The organism is Lujinxingia vulgaris, from assembly GCF_007997005.1.
Classification (GTDB): Bacteria; Myxococcota_A; Bradymonadia; order Bradymonadales; family Bradymonadaceae; genus Lujinxingia.
On record NZ_VOSL01000054.1, the window covers coordinates 248,920 to 266,834 of the forward strand.

Below are 17,915 nucleotides of genomic sequence, written 5' to 3' on the forward strand. Positions count from 1 at the left end.
GCCCCCTTGCTCGAGCCTCAGGGCGTGATCGCCACACAGATCTTCCCGAGATGGCCACCGCGCTTCATCACCTCAAAAGCCTCCACGGCATCCTCAAATCCCACCACTCGGTCCACCACCGGTCGCAGCTCATGCTGCGCCATGGCCCGATTCATCCTCTCGAACATCTCGCCATCGCCCACGATCACCCCCTGCACACGGATGTTCTGCATCAGGATCGGCACCACATTGACCTCCTGCACCCCGCCGGCCAGCACGCCGATCAGCGCTATGGTGCCCCCCACCCGCACCGCATCTACCGACTCTTTGAGCGTCCCGGCCCCGCCCACCTCCACGACCACATCCACGCCTCGCCCTCCCGTCATCTCCCGCACCGCACGCCCCCAGGCCGGCGTCTCGCGGTAATTAAGAACCTGCGTCGCCCCGAGCTCCTTCACCCGCTCGAGCTTCGCATCACTGCTCGACGTCATGATCACCTCCGCCCCCATCATCCGGGAAAACTGCATGGCAAACACAGACACGCCCCCCGTGCCCAGGCAGAGCACCACGTCGCCGGCGCGCACGCCCCCCTGCTCCACCACCGCGTGCCAGGCCGTCACACCGGCGCACCCCAGCGTCGCCGCCTCCGCGTCACTCAGATAATCGGGCACCTCCACCACGCTCCCCACATCGCAGACCATCTCCTCGCGCAGCGTGCCGGGCAGCGGCCCACCCAGGGTGGTGCGCAACTTCTCCCGGGTCGGCGCACCGCTTCGCCACCCCTGCGCAAAGATCGGCGAGACCCGTCGCCCGAGCCACGCCGCATCGACGCCCTCTCCCACCTCCACCACCTCGCCAACCCCGTCCGAACACGGCGTCAGCGGCAGGGGCTGGCGCGGGTTGTAGTGCCCCTGCATCATCATCAAATCCCTGAAGTTGAGCCCGACCGCCCGCATCGCCAGCCGCACCTGCCCCCGGCGCACCGGCTCCGAGGGCACCTCCACCATCGTCAGCCGATCCAGCCCAAACGCCCCTTCGATCTGCCAGGCTCGCATACCCATCCTCTCCTCTCGCAACCTTTTTACACACTCCGCGCCATTGCGCGCAGCGATCGTTGTAACTACACTCTCCTACATCTTAAGGTCCACCAACTGACCTGGCGAGGACGAGATGGCAACTTCTAGCGGCTCCATCCATCGCACGATCTGGAACTCCCTCAAGATCACCGGCTGCGCGCTCAGCGTCGCCGCCATCGCCTGGGGGGTCGGCGTCTTCACCCCGCAGGGGGAGGTGGCGAGCTCCCACGCCGACACCGCCTGGCTCAGCCCCTTTAAGCGCTCCAACACCGAACGCTTTAACACTGCGCTCGAAAAACTCGGCCACCCCGAACCTCGCCGCTACGACCTCAACGGCAACACCGTCTACTTTTCGACCACGACCTCGTTGAAGACCCCGCAGGAGCTTCTTCTGGACTACCAGGACGAGTTTGTGCGCCAGGGCATCAACCAGGACACCTTCACCGCGCTCGCTCCCGCCGATGAAGAAGCTCGCCTCCTCAATGCCCTCCAGGGCGGTCTGAGCCCCATCGCCATCTCGCCAGACCATATCGCGCTGGCCGGTGTGCTCACCAAGAACCGCGCCGACTCCCCCGAAGCGCTGCGCGACGACTACCTGGGCACGGACAACCCCCACGAGCTCTTCCGGGCCCATCGTTATATCGAGATCTCCCGCGATCCCGACCGGCGCCACACCGAGGTCGTCGCCTCCTGGAGCGACGAAGCCTTCGACTACAGCCGCATGGTCCCCGGAAACGACGCTGACCACCAGGCCTTCGACGAGCTTGTGCCGGCCTGCCCGGGCTGCACTCGCCTGACCCGTTTCGCCGACGAGAACCCCGGCGCCCACCAGGTCGACCTGACCTTCGCGTCGCCGGCGTCGGCCGACACGCTGATTCATTTCTACGACCAGGCGCTCCCCTCCCGCGGGTGGTCGCTGGCCGATGAGGGCGACGCCATCGCCCTTGCCTCCGAGTTCTTCGAGCTCCCCGAGACCGGCCACACCCGCCGCTACACCGGGCCCGACAACCTGGGGCTGACGCTGGTCTTCCAGCGCGACGCGCGCACCGGCCACACTCTGGTGCACGCCGCACGCTCGCGCTGACCCGCTCAAGGGACGCTTCGGGCTTGCCCCGGGCGCTCCCGGTGTGAACCTTTTGTGATGTTGCATCGTCATCACTTCACCCCGGGAGTCGACCCATGAGCACGTCTACGATCTTCCTCGACGACAACATCCTCTCCTACCTGCGCCACTTCTCGATGCGCGAGCCCAGCCGCTTTAAGCGCTGCCGCCATGACACCTCAGAGCTGCCGATGGGCAGCATGCAGATCGCCCCGGAGCAGGGTCAGTTTCTGCATATGCTCCTGCAGATCATGGGGGCACGCCGCGCGCTGGAGCTCGGAAGTTTCACCGGCTACAGCGCCCTCTGGCTTGCCAGTGCGCTGCCCGAAGACGGCTGCCTGGTCGCCTGCGAAGTCAACGAGAAGTGGGCCTCCCAGGCGCGCCACTGCTGGGAGGAAGCCGACCTGATGAAACGCATTGAGCTGCACGTGGAGCCGGCGCGCCAGACCCTGGATCGCCTCCTTCAGCGCGACGCTCAGAACACCTTTGATTTCATCTTCATCGACGCCGACAAAGAGCCCCTGGATCACTATTACGAGGCCGCCCTCAAACTGGTCCGCCCCGGCGGACTCGTCGCCGTCGACAACGTGCTCTGGGGTGGGAAGGTCGCCGACTCCTCGGTGCACGACCCCGACACAAGCGCCATCCGCGCGCTCAACGAGAAGATCCACAGCGATGAGCGCATCGACTTAAGCGTGGTGCCCATCGGCGACGGCATGGCGCTTTGTCGCAAACGCGACGCCTGATCCCCACGCACTCCCGGCCTTGAAACACAATGAGCCCGCCTCCCCTCTCCGGGAAGGCGGGCTCTGTAAACCTGGCTCAAATCCGCCGGTCACGTAACGCCCTCAGACCTCGAGTCCGAGGGCGACGCGTCTGCGCCTTATTCGGCGACCTTCACGAACTTCAGGGTCATGCGGTCACTCTCACCGATGGCCTCAAACTGCTCCGCGGTCTCTTCACCACCGCGCAGCGAGGGCGGCAGCGCCCACACACCATCTTCATAGTCGCGCGTGTCGTTGGGGTTGGCGTTAATCTCGGAGCTCTCCACAAGCTCAAAACCCGCCGCTTCCACCGTCGCGATCACAAAGTCCTGTGGCAGGTAGCCCTTGGGCGCGGTGACGGCAGGATCGCTGCCCTCGGCCGCGCGATGCTGCACCACACCGAAGATCCCGCCCGGCTTGAGCGTCTCATGAACAGCTTCGAGCGCCGCATCCAGTATGCCGTTGTTGTACCAACCGTGCATGTTGCGGAAGGTCACGACCATATCGGCACTCTCCGCCTCTCCGATCTCAACGACGCTCGGAGGCGCAAACGTACCAACCTCGACATCTCCCAGCGTGTCGGTGTTCTCACCGACCCATGCCTCGTATGCCGCTGCCGTCTTACTATAGTAGCTCTCGGGATCCTCCGGATCCGCCAGCAGGTTACCGGCCACCAGCTTGCCATTCTCCGCCAGCACCGGTGCCAACACCTCGGTATACCAGCCGCGACCGGGGGACAGCTCCACCACCGTCATATCGTCGCTAAGACCGAAAAAGAGCAGCGTCTCCACCGGATGACGCGCCTCGTTGCGAGCGCGGTTCTCTTCGGAGCGATGCGTGCCCTCGGCGGCCGCCTCCAGCTTGGCCTCCACCGACATCGAAGGCGCCGACTCCGGATCGGCCTCCTCTTCCGCTTCCATCGCTTCGGCTTCGGCAGCCACTTCTTCTTCGACCGGCATCTCGTCGCTCTTCGGCTCATTCGACGAGCACGCCGCAAGTCCAACCACCAGCGCCAGCAACATCCATCGCGTCTTCACGTTCACTTGTCACTCCTTATCAGGTACGTAACGTCTGCAAAAACCAGGGCTGCAGCCGCTCTGATGTAGCATCGTCAGCGGCCCGGGCACAAACTCCGCCCAGACGTTTAACACCCGAAACTCAAAGGCAACCGATGACTTCGTATCAAGACGTACTTGAGTACTGGTTCGGCACCACCTCCGCGCTGGAAGACGGCAACTTCCCCCAGGAGCAGTTTCAGATCTGGTTTGGAGGCGGTGATGCGGTTGACCGCGAGATCACCGAGCGTTTTGCCGGGCTGGTCGAAGAGGCCCGCGACGGCGGCCTGCAGAGCTGGCTCGAGCGCGCCGAGAGCCGCCTGGCCCTGGTGCTGCTCCTCGACCAGTTCACTCGCAACATCTACCGCGGCACCGGCGAGGCCTTCTCCGCCGACGCGCTCGCGCTGAAGTACGCGTTGGATGCCATTGAGGTCGGCCACGACACCGCCCTCTCTCCCATCGCGCGCTCCTTCTTTTATTTGCCACTTGAGCACGCCGAGTCCCTGGATCTCCAGGAGCGCTGCGTCACCCTGATGGAAAACCTCACCCACCAGGCCCCCGACGGTCAGGTGGAGCTTTTTCAGGGCTTTCTCGACTACGCCGTGCAGCACCGCGATATCATCGCGCAGTTCGGGCGCTTCCCGCACCGCAACGCGCTGCTCAGCCGCACCTCCACCCCCGAGGAAGAGGCCTACCTGGAGGCCAACGACGTGCACTTCGGGCAAAAAGCCTGATCCCCTCTCCGCGCTCCGGCGCCTGCCCGCAGGCGCCGGAGCCATCCTGAACGCCTCAGCGCGCCCGGCTCATAGCGTCAGCTGCCGATCTTCGATGCAGATCCCACCTTCGCAGGTCGTCCGCAGCGGGCAATCTCCCGGATCATCGCAGCTTACCCGGTTGCAGAACCCCGACTCACTGCAACCAAACATCGGATCGGGGCAGATGCCGCCTTCGCACCTCTGAATCACGCAGGCTCCTCGCGAGCAGCGCATCCCGGGCGGGCACTCCACATCCCCGGAGCACGACGCCACGCACGAGCCGAACGTGCACTCATAGCCCGCCTCACACCCGGCAAATTCGCTGCATCCTGCGCAGATCCCCCCGGGCGCGGTGCGCGTGCATGAGGTCCCCCCCGGTCCCCCGCCGGGGCAGTCGGCGCTCACGTTACACTGCCCGCTCGGACGTCCCGCGTTCGGATCCTCACCGGCATCCCCCTCATCACCGCCATCCTCCTCCCCGCCGGACGCATCGCCTGCGTCATCGTCCGCGTCGGTGGGCTCTGAGGCGTCTTCCACATCATCGCCCCCGTCATCGGCATCCGGGTTCGGCTCACCGGAGTCGCCCTGAGCATCGGCGTCACCGTCGTTCGCGTCTTCGACGTCGAGATCGGTGTCCTGCCCGCCGACGCCCGGATTTCTCCCGGTGTCCTCATCGACCGCAGCGTCGCCACCATCCTCACAGGCCGCACCGCACCCCGCATCCAGCGGAGTCGGATCGACCGGATCGTCAGTGCACGCCCCGAGCAGCCCCACACACAGCACAAGCACGCTCACCACACGCAGCATCATCTTCATAAAAGCTCCTCACTCAAACCTGTCTCAATCCGGCCCGCCGCCGGGATCACATCGCTCCATCGACGCCGGTTCTTAGATTTAATGCGTTCCTTTCTAATGGTGGCCCCCAACCAGGGAGGTGTCCATGTCGAACGTAACCTTGGCACACTCAAAGCGGCGCCAGCCCGTGCTCACGCTCGCCACGATCCTCGTTGGCGTCATCGCGACGTTGCTCCTGAGCCCGGCACCGTCAGCGCATGCCCGACACCCTCCTCGCGAGCCGGCCTCCGCCGAGGCCTTCGCCACCCACAACCCCTACGCCCCCCTCTCTCCGCAGCTCCTCTTCCCTTCGCCCACACCCACGCTCATCGTCGCCGGCGACACCAGCTGCGCCCTCGATCAGCAGTCCCGCATAAGCTGCACCGGCCCCGGCGTCACCGAGCTCCCGACCGCCACGCCCATCGCCACCATCGCCGCCGGCGCAAAACACATCTGCGCGCTCGACATCACCGGTTCGGTGCATTGTGTTGGCGACCGCTCCCACCACCAGCTCGCGCTTCCCGCCGACACCTACGTCGATCTGGCGCTCGGTGACCACTTCTCCTGCGCGCTCACCTCCGGCTCGCGCGTGCGCTGCGCTGGTACCCACGCACAGGGCCCGATGACCTCGCCAGCGGGCGCGTTCCGCCAGGTTGTCGCCACAGACCAGCAAGCCTGCGCGCTGCGACAGTCCGGTCAAATCCACTGCTGGGGCGCCACGCCGAGGTCACCCTTTGCGCTACCCGAAGGTCGCTTCGTGAACCTCGTCACCACCCACCAGCGCATCTGCGCGCAACGACCCGACGGAACATCCCTCTGCTGGGGCCCCCCGGCGCCACCCACACCCTGAGTCCTGAGCCCCCAACGAGGCGCCTACCCCCCCACCGGCTCCACATCGCGTTCCGTCTGCGTCTGGGTCTGCAACAGCGCCTCGGAGGTGGCAATGACGTCGGCATCACCACTCTCACGGGCGATCGCCAGGTTGACCTCAAACATCTCGCGCAGATCGGGGGCCTGCATCCCGTTGGCGCGCACATACCCCTCCACGACCGCTGCATACTCGCGCCAGACCGTCCAGCTCCCGCCGGATGCCAGGCAGGCGAGCATGCCCGAGAGCGTGTAGATCTGCTCGCGCACCATGCCCGCACGGCTCCACGCCCCCTCAGCCTCACTCAACAGGACCATCGCCTCCGAGAAGCGTCGCTGCGAGACCATCATCATGCCCAGATTCGAGCGCGCGATGTTCGCCTCCGGCGCCATCACGTCTTCCCAGCGGGCGATAGACTCCAGATACATCGCCTCCGCCTCGTCCCATCTCTGCTGCTCGCGGAAGATCTCCCCATAGGTGTTGAAGAAGGTCCCCGGCGACACGCGCTCAAAGAGCTGCGCATCCTCGCGAACCTCCTCCATCAACGCGCTGGCACGCTCCGGCTCCCCGACCTGAAGACAGGCCGTGGCAAGCCCCACCGTCGCCACAGCCTGCCCTCCCTTATCTCCAAACTCACGCCAGATCTCCCGGGCCTGCGCATACGCATCGACGGCCTTCTCCCGCTCCCCACGCTCGTTCCACGCGCTGGCGAGCCGCAGCATCGTGCCGGCCAGCTCGCCTCGGCGCGCTTCATCCTGGCAGGCATCCCGGGCTTGCAACAGGATGCGCTCCGCCCCTTCGAAGTCGCCGCGCGCAAACGCCAGCGAGGACTCCAGCCAGAGGGCAGGCACCAGGAGCTCATCTTCGTCCTCAGGCCGCAGCAGCTCTCGAGCCCGCGCGACCACAGGCTCGGCCGCCTCCATCTGACCGGCGGCCTGCAGCGCCCAGCTCTGCCGCAGCATCCCACGCAGCCGGCGCACGTCGTGCTCCTCAATACCCAGGCGATCGCAGGCCTGCTCATAGCGCGCGATCAACCCCAGCGCGCGGCGCGATTCCCCCAGGTTTCCGGCCAGCTGACACCCCCGCAGAAGATGCTCCATCGCCTCGTCGTTCTCGCCAGCTTCAAAAAGATGCACGCCCAGGCGCTCCGCCATCGTCACATCATCTTCCCGCGCCCGATCTTTGACGACGGCAGCGCACGCGCGATGAATCGCCGCATAACGTCCCTGAGCTCGCGCCTCCCGGGCCAGCGCCTCCCGCAACATCGGGTGCACAAACTCAAAGGAGCGCTCCTCGTAATGCTCCGCCACCAGGCGGTTGGCGAGCAGCGCCTGCAACAGGGGCTCCGGCACCGAGATCTCGCAGCGCTCGCAGACCTCAAGCCACTCCTCGTGCATCACCGTCAGCCCCAGCGCGGCGGCGCATTCCATGGCCCGGCGCGCATCGTCGCGAACCTCCGCATCAAACTGGATGATAAGCTGCTCAATCGCCTCGTCCCACGCCTCCAGCATCCCCTCGGGCAGCGTGGCGCGCGCGCCGGCCTTGAGCGTGAGCTGATCCGGGTAGCGCTCCGAGCGTAGGAGCAGCCGCTCATGCACCCAGCGCATCAACATGCGCACGATAAACATCGGGTTGCCGCCGGCGCGTTGCGCCAGATCGTAGGCCAGCTCCTCCTCCAGGGGCGCCAGCATCGAGATGAATGAGAGCTGCTCGGAGAGCGTCAGTGGCGGCACCACAAGCTCCTCCACCTCATCGCGCTCCAGAAGCTGATCGATCTGCACCGTCTCAATCGGACGCTCCACCAGCGCCTCATCATTGAGCGTGATCACTACCATCACCGACACGCGCAGCGGCGACTCCAGCACCCGCTCCACCCAGTCGAGGGTCTCACTGGCCCACTGGCCGTCCTCCACGCAGATCAAAAGCGGCCGCTCTCGGCCCAGCTCCCCGAGCGCCAGCTGCATCGCCGCGGCGCGATTGGCTCCCCCGGCCGGCAAACGCGAGCGCTCACTCCAGGGCAGCATCCAGCCGGCCAGCGCCTCGGCCGCCGCCTGCGCCTGGGGCTCCTCCAGCCCTCGGCCGCTCAGCTCCTCAAACACCCGCCGCTCAACCCCCTCGTTGGAGAGGCCCGTCGCCCGAAAATAGCGCGAGAACATTCGCGAGAGCCCATCGGCCGCGCTCGCCACCGGGCTGTGCGTGGCCCGCATCACCTCGGCCAGCCCCAGCTCATGCGCCCTGCGGGCAAGCCAGGCCATCAGCCGCGTCTTCCCGGCTCCCGACGGCCCGCGCAGTACCATCACCTGCGGGCGACCGTCCTGATGCACCCCGGCCAGTGTGTCCCAGAGCGCGTCCCGCGCCTCTTCGCGCCCGACCAGCGGCACCTCCCGAAAACGATAAAGCTCCTCGGAGCGCCAGAGCTCGCGAAACGCCCCCAGATCCACCACCTCATCGCGACGCCACCCCATATCTCGCCGCACAGCCCCCCGCGGCGGCCCCCAGAAGTGCACATCCAGCGCGCTGAGCACCTGCCGGGCGTCCGCCGCATAGCGAAAACGATCAACCGGCGACTCATCCATGCAGCTGAGCACCCAGCTGGCGAACCCGGAAGGCACAAAATGATGCTGCTCCCCCCGGCTGGGTCGCCCGCGCTCTTCAGCGGGAAGACGCCCGTAGAGCCACTGAAACGCGATCACCCCCACGCTATAAAGATCGCTCCAGCCCCCCTGCTCTCGCCAGCGCCCCTCCACCACCTCCGGCGCCTGATAGGCCGAGATCACGCTGTTCTCACCATCGAGGCGACGCGGCGGAAGCAGCCCGAACTCCAGCAGCTGCACCGCCTCAACCTCGTCCTCCGCGCTCAGTCGAACCGTCACCAACTCCGGACTCAGCCGACGATGCACCACGCCGCGCGCATGCCCGAAGGCCAACGCCTCAAGCATGCGCAGCAGCACCGCGCGAAACTGCGGCCACTCCAACCTCGCCATACACGCCTGCAGCGGTACGCCCCCCGCCATCGGCGCGCTCACCCAGAACGCGTCGCCGGCAAGCAGCGCCCCCTGGCAGGTACCTGCCTCCTCCAGCGTCACCTCCCCGAAGTCGTAAAGCGGAGCCACCCCGGCGTGAAAGATCCCCGCCGCCCCCTGCGCCTGGCGGCGGTACATCTGCAACATCCCCGCAGGCGCATCTGCAGTGTGCGCCGCGCGCAGCTCCAGCCTGCGCCCGGAACTCTCGTCCAGAACCTTCCAGAGCCTCCCCCCGAGCGATGTCTGCTGTGCCTCTTCCAGCCGGTAACTGCGAACTCGCACGTCCTCTCCCCTTGCGCGCCTTCGTCACTCAGTCCACGCACGCGCCCTCGCGCACGGCGCCCTTTAAGTTGTCGCGACTTGTCGTCAGAGCGCGACGTTAACACACCTGATAGGTCGCGTCATCGCCCTCCGCGCTACGCCGCGGTCCGATGACCTCATCCCTACGGTGTACCTTGCGAGCCTCGATCATCGCCATCCCGCCCATCAAAGCAAGCCCCCCGGACGTCTTATCCCCACCCTTCGTCTCAAACACCCCGGCTTTTCATCGGATTGGCCCCATCCATCCACCACCCCGGTTGACCCATCCCGATGCGCTCTTATACCTTGGATCCGTAGAGTACGCCTGCCTGATCAACGATAATGAATATCAAAAACGGAGCACCTCATGAGCTCGAAAGATGAACTGATCAAACGCCTCAACAACGCCATGGCCTGGGAGCTCGCCGGCGTCATTCAGTACATGCAAGCCGCGGTGATGGTCACCGGTTACGAGCGCGAGATCTTCCGCGAGTTCTTCCACGAGTCGAGCGAAGAAGCCCGCGACCACGCCGAAGCCGTCGGCGAGAAGATCGCGGTTCTGGGCGGCGTCCCCACCGTGGAGCCGGCCACCATCCGTCAGGCCGCCGACATTCAGGGCATGCTCGAAGCCGCGCTCGCCCTGGAAATCGACGCGCTCAACGCCTGGCAGGCCTGCCACGAAGTCGCCGAAGCCGCCAACCCCGGCACGATGTACTGGATCGAAGAACACATCGCCGAGGAGCAGGAGCACGTCGATCACCTGCGCAAGCTCACCGGCAAGGTGAAGTTCGCCGCCGGCGACATCGACAAGAGCAAAGGCACCACCGCCTGATCCTCACCGCGTCGATGAAGCGCACCCTGACCGGATGCGCCTCCAAGACCTGAGAGCCCCTCGCCAGCCTGGCGAGGGGCTTTTTATGTGCCGAGACGCGACGCCACCCGGCCTCCGGAAGAATTGATACTCGTTTTCAATTTCACCTTGACTGCGTTTTGAAAGTCATTATCAATATCAACGTCCGCGATGCGCGATTCTTCTCTCAGGCAGAACGCAACCATGACCTACGAAAAACTCCTCGGCGATCTCCTCGGCTTTGAAGCCGACACCCGCGTTGAACTGGTCCAGGTCTCTGAGCCCGGCGAGACGCCCACTCTGGAGCTTCGCCTGCAGCGCGATGGCAAGGAGCTCGGCTGGCTCACCCAGCGCCGCATTCGCCTCTGCGCGGGTCAGATTGGCCAGCTCCGCGACGCGCTCAACCTGATGGATCCCGACGGCCGCGACGCACCGGCCCCTCGCGTCCACCCGATGCGCCGCGACGATAAGGTCATCTCGATGGCCGACCTGCGCCGCTCCTGCTGAGCGTTTCGCCCCCTTCGCATCGCCACAGATACAAAAACGCCCCCCGAGCAACCGGGGGGCGTTTTTTTTCACCCATCACACCGAAGCGCGGCTCAGGGCGCGCACGCCTCCACCGACGAGGCCTCGACGCTGCGCAGCTCTGTGGCCTCCCCGGCCCGCACGCGCGACACAAAGCAGCCGTACTGCGCCTGGGCCTCGGCCACCTGATACGCCACATTATGGCCGTCGAGCACCTCCGGCTCGTACTGCGTCACCACCGCCGTGACCCCGTCGCGGTTGCCCGCCACCGGCAGCTCCAGCACCTGATCACGTCCCACCCAGCGCATCCACTCCAGCGCATCCTCTTCCAGCAGGGGCTCCACGATCTCACCGCCCATCGCCACCGAGAAGGCCGCGCGCGAGCCCGGGCTGAAGTAGCCATCATCAATCCCAGAGTGCTGCAACGCCTGCTTGGCCGGCACGCCCTCATGCGGCTCCTCCAGCAGGTGGCGGCCGTGGGCGACCGGGTCCACAAGGTCCCACACATGCTGCACCGCGCTTAAGATCGGATCGAAACGGTTGAGCTCTTCGCGGGGGTTCATGCGAATCGCCACCCGCAGCGCGTCGCCCACATTCACAGGCTTGACCGACTTCAGCGCGACCTCAATGAGCACGCCCCCCGAGCCCGAAAACACGCCGGCGGCGATGTTGCGATCGACGGTCAACGCCGGGAGTCCGATCGTCGAGCCCATCGACTGACCCATCGCCGAGATGCGGTCGCCGGCAAAACGAATCAGTCCGTCCGACGCATCCCCCGCGTCCAGATACTCCGGGGCTACCGCCGGGTCGATCGTCAGCTCTTGCAAAAGCCGCGCATGCAACGTGATCTCACTGGCGGCGACGTTAAAGTTATCCACCGCCGCGCCCGGGTTGCCGATCAGGTTGTACAGCATCAGCCCCGTCGTATCCGGGGAGGTGTGGCGCGTGCCGTGAAGATTAAAGTCGGCCGCAAAGCCTGCCACCCCGTAAGGCGCGACCACCCCGGCCGGACCGCTTCCCGGCGGCGCGTCGGTATCCGCATCGGGCTTCGGCCCCCGCTCAAAGAGCTCTTCGGCGCGTCCACCGGAGCCGTGCATGTACATCAACACCGGGAACCCACCGTCAGGCATCGCCTGGCGCGGCACGCTGACAAAGAAGCGGATCGTCTGGGTATCGACCTGCATCAACGCCCCATCCTCATCCAACGCCAGCGACCCCGAGGGCGGGCTGGAGTAAGGCCGACTTCCCGTCTGCACCGTGGGCACATCGTAAGTCGCCCGCAGCACCACGTAGTCATCAAACACCTCCACAAGCTCAAAGCCGGGCTCCTCGTTGACCTGAGGCTCCTCCACCTCGTTGAACCAGGCGTTGATCTTGCGCAGCCGCACCGTCGGATCATGCGTGGTGAAGAGCGTCATCCCCCGCACCGCATCGGGCTCCACCCCCAGGTCCTCAATGACCTCCATCGCCTGGAGGTAGGGCTCGCCATCCACCGCCCCCACGTCCTCGCCATTCAGCAGCCGGTCGAGGTCCGCAGAGCGCACAATCGGCGCCCCCTCCTCATCCTGGAGCGCATCACTGAACACCAGCGCGTAGCGGGTGTTCACGCGCCGCACCACGCCGAATGGCGAGAGGCAGGCCACCATATGGGCCTCATGGTAGGTGCCGGCCTCCGGCCGATACTCACACGCGATCGGCAGCACCCGCCCCTGCTCCGAGCTCTGCGGATCCACGTCTACCAGAAAAATCGACGGCGCGCCCTCGTCAAAGTTCAGCGAGGCTTCTTCATCCTCAATGACCGTCGCGGGATCGAGCGCGCCATCAAAGTGCGCAAAGATCCCGCCGACCACCCCCCAGCCCTCCAGGCGCGTGTCGGCGGCATCAAACCACTTCTCCAGGATGTCGATCCCCTCGGCTCCCGGCCAGCTGGAGTAGACGCCTTCAAACCCGTCGATGCTGCGCACATCACTGGGGATCGGCAGGTCAAAATACGCCTCGGAGTCGACGTCAAAGCGCATCTGTCGGCCGACCACCTCCGGGCCCGCATCCCCCCCGTCGACCTGTGCGTCGGCATCCGCTCCGGCATCCACCACGGCGTCATCGCCCGGCTCATCGGAGCAGCCCGCCGCCATCACCATCCCGAGCATCGCCGCATACCGGGCCAACTTCATCCAACATCCTGCTGACATCGCTTCACTCCTGCATCGGATCGCTTCGCTCATGGTTCACCGGCGCCCGCCTGGAACGCCTCGGCATCACCGCATCAACCTTACCCTGCCACTATGGCGAGCCCGCGGCGGGGTGTACAGCCCCGGCGCCCAGAGCATCAAAGCCGGGCCCCGAAGGACCCGGCTCTGCAAAACCGCTCACTCTCCCTCCGAAGACCACTTAACTTCGGAGGGTGACACCGACCTGAATCAGCGCGGCCCGTTGGGTTCCCCGTTGACCGGGCAGCAGCCGTCCTCGCCTTCCCCGGCGTAGATGGGGAACTTCAGAGAGGCCTTGGAGTCGTAGCCGAAGGGCACCATGTCGTCGCCATCCCACATCATGTCGTAGACGCTGGCCTTGAACTCGTAGTCACCACGCTCACCCAGGCGGAGCTTGAAGCACTGGTAGTCGATCGAGCCGTTACCGTTGCCGCCGTTGAACTCATGACCAAGCGTGGAGACCGGGCCGCCGTTGTCGTTGTCATAGCCGACCTTGCGGGGCTGACTCAAAAGGGGCGGGCCGCTCTTCTGCTCCAGGCGGAACTTCAGCGGATCGCCGTCCGGGTCGTAGGCCACCACGCAGACTTTCACCTCATCGCACTCGGTGTTGAACTTATCGAACTTCACCGCGCGAATCACCGGCGGGTGGTTGAGCACCCCGATCACGTCGAGCGCACCGTTCTCCTCGGTGGCATCACACTGGCTGATCAACATCACCTCGGTGGTGCGCCCCTCGTCGACCTTGACGTAGTTCATATACGCCTCGTCGCAGTCCCGCGACGGCCGTCCATACTTGTTCAGGGGCACGATCTTGACGTGGTAGCACCCCTCCTCCAGCACCGTGAACATATCGGCGAAGAGGTGGCTGGAGTCGCCATCAAGCGGCGAGTCCATGAACTCCGGGATCATCCCGGGAAGCTGGAGATCTTCGAGGCGACGCACCTCCTCAAGCACCGGCCGTCCGTGGCAGGTTTTGACGATGTATTTGATCTTCTTAACGTCGGAATCTCCCGAGTAGTCAAAGGAGAGCGCGATCCCCGACGAGCTCACTTCACCCGAATCCGAGGGTCCATCCTCCACCAGATCCACACCACACCCGCTCATCGCAAACAGCCCCGCCGCAAGCCACACCCATCCGTGACGCTTCATATGCATTCCCCTCATGTTTCGGGTTGTTTCAACCCTCGGCCCCACCCCCACGGTCGGGCCGAGGTACTGGTGCTTTCAGGAGCCCTCAACACGAGGGCTCTCTATCGTCCTCGGCGTCAGTCGCCCGCCGGTAAGACCTCATCACAGGCCGGGTAGACCTCCTGCGGCTGAAACACGCCACCGGGGCAGGTCCGCTCCACATCGTCCCACTTATAAGGGCTGCAGAAGAACTGCGCCGGCCAGATCGGGTTGCACCCCGGCGCTCGCTGAATCTCGCGCACCCCCGGCAGAAGATGAAACTCACCGCTGGCCTCATCGTAGCACTCAAGTTCGATGTCCCAGTTGGTATGCACCGGGAAGACCATCTCGGCATGCGAGGGCCGACCAATATAGTCCTCCATACGCACCAGCTCCCCGCCCTGGTGCAGCATGTCGTAGACCCGCACCCGGAACTCGTAGGTGCCGTTCCACAGGGGCGCGGCCTTCATACACGCCCGCGCAAGCTCCCCGTCCTGCTCCACGCTCACAAGCTCCGGCCCCATAAAGGGCTCCTGACCGCCAACTTGATCAAACTCAAAGCTCATAGGGTCGGCGTTGACGTCGCGTGCCGTCACACAGATCTCAACCTCTTCACACTCAAAAATGAACTTCGAGGGGCTGTACTCCATCGACACGATCACCGGTGGCTGGTTCAACGCCGCGATCACATCGAGGGTGCCCGTATGGTCCGCATCACACTGACTCAGGATCAACACCTCGGTGGTCTGCTTCTCGCGAACCTGTACCGACGTGGCGCGTCCCTCATAACACTGCGTCGAAGGCTCTCCGTTGGCCTGTAGAGGCTGCACGCGGATGTCGTAGCACCCCGGATCTGCGACCGTAAAAAAGTCCGAGAAGAGGTGCGCCGAACCCCGATCCAGGGGGTTATCCTCCAGAGTGGGGATCATCCCCGGGATGCGCAGATCCTCCAGATCGCGACGCGCCTCTATGCGCTCGCCACCTCCGCCGCATCGCTCAATCTCAAAGAGAAAGCCCGAGACATCGCTGCCGCCGGTGATATCCACCGTCAGCTCCATCGACGCTCCACCTCGCTCATCTCCCGGCCCGGGCTCCTGCAAGACGCCACAGCTGGCCAAGCATCCGGCGGCAACCGCAAGCCCCCATTTATGTCGATGAATGTTCATCGCGTCTCCCCCTCTCGGATATCGAGTTCCCGGGCAGCGGGACCTGGCGAGACCCCTCGCGCTCCTCCCACCCCGTTCCCTCTCGGCTTAATGGCCCGACACCAACCTCGTGGTGTGCCGGCACCCGACCCTTGCGGTAGGACCGCCGCGACATCGTCCCCCCTACCTCATCAGGTCATAGATAAAACGTAATCCTCAGAACTTCGTGAGCAATCAGATTTAGGCCATTTTATGGAATTCTGTGAATTCTGATCCGACCGTGATGTCACTCGCCACGCGCTCTGCACCGGGGGTTCGCCACTCCCCAGCCTTCCTGGCCTGAGCACCGGCTGCCCACGTCGCGAAGCGAGTTCGCCCCCTCCCTCTTCGCCGAACGCGTTGCACCGGCACCCACCGCGCACGAACGAAAAACGCCCTCGGCGGTCCCCATGGACCCCGAGGGCGTCGGCACCGCGCTCAGCACATCAAGCGCCGCGCGCTACGCGGCGCTCGCTCAGTCGCCGCCCCCATCACCGCAGGCTCCCGGGCCGATATGGCCCCCGTTGTACGAGCGCATCACAAACATCAGGTCTTTGGCCCGCACCCGATCAATCGTATCGGGATCATCGACGCCCAGCAGGCTCTCCGCCTCCGCCATCACTGCAGCTACCTCCGCCGGCACCGGCGCACCGGAGGCCTCGTTCAACCGCGCCACGATGTACTGCTGCGCCATGAAGGCCCAGGCCCGCGACTTCGGCACCCGCTCCTCCACCAGCTCCACCCAGGTCATCCCGTGCAGCTCCGTGTCCTCGCTGATCGGCCAGGAGACCTGTCGGTCCGGGTCTCCCTCATAGCGATTATTGTCGCGCCAGTACTGAAGATCGCGCGTGCATTGCTCCACCTCTCCGAGGACATCTTCCTCCTCATCGCGGTGGTCTTTCTTCTTATGCTCCTCCTCTTCGGGCTCTTCCACCTCTCCGAGGACATCTTCCTCCTCCTCATCGCGGTGGTCCTTCTTCCGATGCTCTTCCTCGTCAGGCTCTTCCACCTCGCCAAGGACATCTTCCTCGTCCTCCTCGTCGCGGTGGTTTTTCTTCTTATGCTCCTCCTCTTCCGGCTCTTCCACCTCGCCTAAGACGTCTTCTTCTTCCTCGTCGCGGTGGTCTTTCTTCTTGTGCTCTTCCTCTTCCGGCTCTTCCACCTCGCCTAAGACGTCTTCTTCTTCCTCGTCGCGGTGGTCTTTCTTCTTATGCTCCTCCTCTTCGGGCTCTTCCACCTCGCCAAGCACGTCTTCCTCAGGGCGCTCCTTATCTTTGTCGTGGTCGTCGGCCGGCTCATCTTCCACCTCGCCAAGCACGTCTTCCTCATCCTCATCGGCCGGAGGCTCCTCGCAGGTCGAATACACCGGGAAGCTCAGCCGGGCGTGGGAGCGGGCGGAGTCGTCGTTCTCGCGGAGCAGATCTTCCACGCGCACACGCTCCCCATCGGCGTCGACAATGACGTCGTAGGCGCGCACCTCGAAGGCGTAGGCTGCGGTGTTGCCCGGGGTCAGGGTCACGCACTCTACCACCTCACCCTCGGCGTTCGGATCGCTGGTTGAGCTCACCTCGACGCCCTCAAGCGGTGTCGGGCCGGAGAGCTGCTCCCACTCAAACTCAATATCGTCGGCGTCGCTGTCGACCGCGGTGGCGCATATCGTGAGCTGCTCGCAGGCCACCAACTTCGAAGGCTCAAAGTCCAGGTGCGTCAGCGTCGGCGAGAAGTTGAGCACCCCGAGCACGTCCATAGCACCGAAGTTGTCGCCCCCGCACTGACTCACCATCGCGATTTCGGTCGTCTCCCCGGCGCGCACCTCCACCCCGGAGGCAAAGGACGGCTCACAGAGCTCGACCTCCTCGCCATCCTCATCAATGGGCACGATCTCCACGTCGTAGCACCCCTCTTCGAGCACCACGAAGTAGTCCGCAAAGATCACTCCCTGCTGACCGGCGACCTCCAACTGCTCGAAGGCCTCGTCGTCCGGGAAGTCCAGCTCGTCGAGCGTGCGCTCATCGACGACGACCTCCTCCCCCTCACAGGTCTCGATCATAAAACGCACCCCGGCGACCGACTCGACCTCACTTAAGTCGACCGTCAGCGCCAGGCCTGTCTCACCTCCACCTCCCGAGGGATCGGGGGCCGGTGGGTCAAGGCTCTCCATGCCACAGCCTACCAGCGCTCCTGCGCAGGCCAGGCTCAGGGCCAACCTGATCGTTCCTCTCATCC

The 17,915-nt window shown here is 65.0% G+C and carries 14 protein-coding genes; 6 read left to right on the forward strand and 8 right to left on the reverse strand.

Features of this window, described 5'->3' with window-relative positions; translation table 11 throughout:
* Positions 1 to 17: 17 nt before the first annotated feature.
* Positions 18 to 1,034, reverse strand: a complete 1,017-nt coding sequence (locus FRC96_RS13535; protein WP_146975068.1) for a zinc-dependent alcohol dehydrogenase family protein — start codon at positions 1,032 to 1,034, stop codon at positions 18 to 20.
* A 115-nt stretch (positions 1,035 to 1,149) separates the two neighbouring features.
* Here FRC96_RS13535 and FRC96_RS13540 point away from each other — a divergent pair, with 115 nt between their 5' ends.
* Positions 1,150 to 2,139, forward strand: coding sequence for a hypothetical protein (locus tag FRC96_RS13540; RefSeq protein ID WP_146975070.1), 990 nt, complete (start codon positions 1,150 to 1,152; stop codon positions 2,137 to 2,139).
* 95 nt (positions 2,140 to 2,234) lie between these two features.
* Positions 2,235 to 2,903, forward strand: a complete 669-nt coding sequence (locus FRC96_RS13545) for an O-methyltransferase (protein WP_146975072.1) — start codon at positions 2,235 to 2,237, stop codon at positions 2,901 to 2,903.
* 137 nt (positions 2,904 to 3,040) lie between these two features.
* Here FRC96_RS13545 and FRC96_RS13550 read toward each other — a convergent pair whose 3' ends face one another.
* A complete protein-coding gene (locus FRC96_RS13550) occupies positions 3,041 to 3,964 on the reverse strand; it encodes a class I SAM-dependent methyltransferase (RefSeq protein ID WP_230470235.1) in 924 nt (307 codons plus the stop codon).
* A gap of 128 nt (positions 3,965 to 4,092) precedes the next feature.
* Here FRC96_RS13550 and FRC96_RS13555 point away from each other — a divergent pair, with 128 nt between their 5' ends.
* On the forward strand, positions 4,093 to 4,710 hold the full coding sequence (locus FRC96_RS13555; protein ID WP_146975073.1) for a DUF924 family protein: 618 nt from the start codon (positions 4,093 to 4,095) through the stop codon (positions 4,708 to 4,710).
* Positions 4,711 to 4,779: 69 nt separating this feature from the next.
* Here the strand turns inward: FRC96_RS13555 and FRC96_RS13560 are convergent, their stop codons facing one another.
* Positions 4,780 to 5,547, reverse strand: coding sequence for a hypothetical protein (locus FRC96_RS13560; protein ID WP_146975075.1), 768 nt, complete (start codon positions 5,545 to 5,547; stop codon positions 4,780 to 4,782).
* A 124-nt stretch (positions 5,548 to 5,671) separates the two neighbouring features.
* Between FRC96_RS13560 and FRC96_RS13565 the strand changes: the two genes are divergently transcribed.
* The gene (locus FRC96_RS13565) at positions 5,672 to 6,415 is read left to right on the forward strand and encodes an RCC1 domain-containing protein (RefSeq protein WP_146975077.1); all 744 of its coding nucleotides are present in this window, start codon (positions 5,672 to 5,674) and stop codon (positions 6,413 to 6,415) included.
* A 23-nt stretch (positions 6,416 to 6,438) separates the two neighbouring features.
* Here FRC96_RS13565 and FRC96_RS13570 read toward each other — a convergent pair whose 3' ends face one another.
* Positions 6,439 to 9,738, reverse strand: a complete 3,300-nt coding sequence (locus FRC96_RS13570; protein WP_146975078.1) for an ATP-binding protein — start codon at positions 9,736 to 9,738, stop codon at positions 6,439 to 6,441.
* Between the two features lie 385 nt (positions 9,739 to 10,123).
* Between FRC96_RS13570 and FRC96_RS13575 the strand changes: the two genes are divergently transcribed.
* Both FRC96_RS13575 and FRC96_RS13580 read left to right on the forward strand, forming a co-directional pair.
* Positions 10,124 to 10,588, forward strand: coding sequence for a ferritin-like domain-containing protein (locus FRC96_RS13575; protein ID WP_146975080.1), 465 nt, complete (start codon positions 10,124 to 10,126; stop codon positions 10,586 to 10,588).
* Between the two features lie 222 nt (positions 10,589 to 10,810).
* The gene (locus tag FRC96_RS13580) at positions 10,811 to 11,113 is read left to right on the forward strand and encodes a hypothetical protein (RefSeq protein WP_146975082.1); all 303 of its coding nucleotides are present in this window, start codon (positions 10,811 to 10,813) and stop codon (positions 11,111 to 11,113) included.
* Between the two features lie 92 nt (positions 11,114 to 11,205).
* Here FRC96_RS13580 and FRC96_RS13585 read toward each other — a convergent pair whose 3' ends face one another.
* The 4 genes from FRC96_RS13585 to FRC96_RS22185 form a co-directional block, all read right to left on the reverse strand.
* Entirely contained in the window at positions 11,206 to 13,320 is a 2,115-nt protein-coding gene (locus FRC96_RS13585) for a hypothetical protein (protein ID WP_146975083.1), read from the reverse strand.
* A 228-nt stretch (positions 13,321 to 13,548) separates the two neighbouring features.
* Positions 13,549 to 14,487 carry a hypothetical protein gene (locus tag FRC96_RS13590; RefSeq protein WP_146975085.1) on the reverse strand — a complete coding sequence of 313 codons (939 nt, stop codon included), beginning with the start codon at positions 14,485 to 14,487 and terminating at the stop codon, positions 13,549 to 13,551.
* Between the two features lie 116 nt (positions 14,488 to 14,603).
* Positions 14,604 to 15,671 (reverse strand): hypothetical protein, encoded by a 1,068-nt coding sequence (locus FRC96_RS13595; RefSeq protein ID WP_146975087.1) that lies wholly within the window; start codon positions 15,669 to 15,671, stop codon positions 14,604 to 14,606.
* Between the two features lie 493 nt (positions 15,672 to 16,164).
* Positions 16,165 to 17,913, reverse strand: coding sequence for a hypothetical protein (locus FRC96_RS22185; RefSeq protein WP_230470236.1), 1,749 nt, complete (start codon positions 17,911 to 17,913; stop codon positions 16,165 to 16,167).
* Positions 17,914 to 17,915 lie beyond the last annotated feature (2 nt).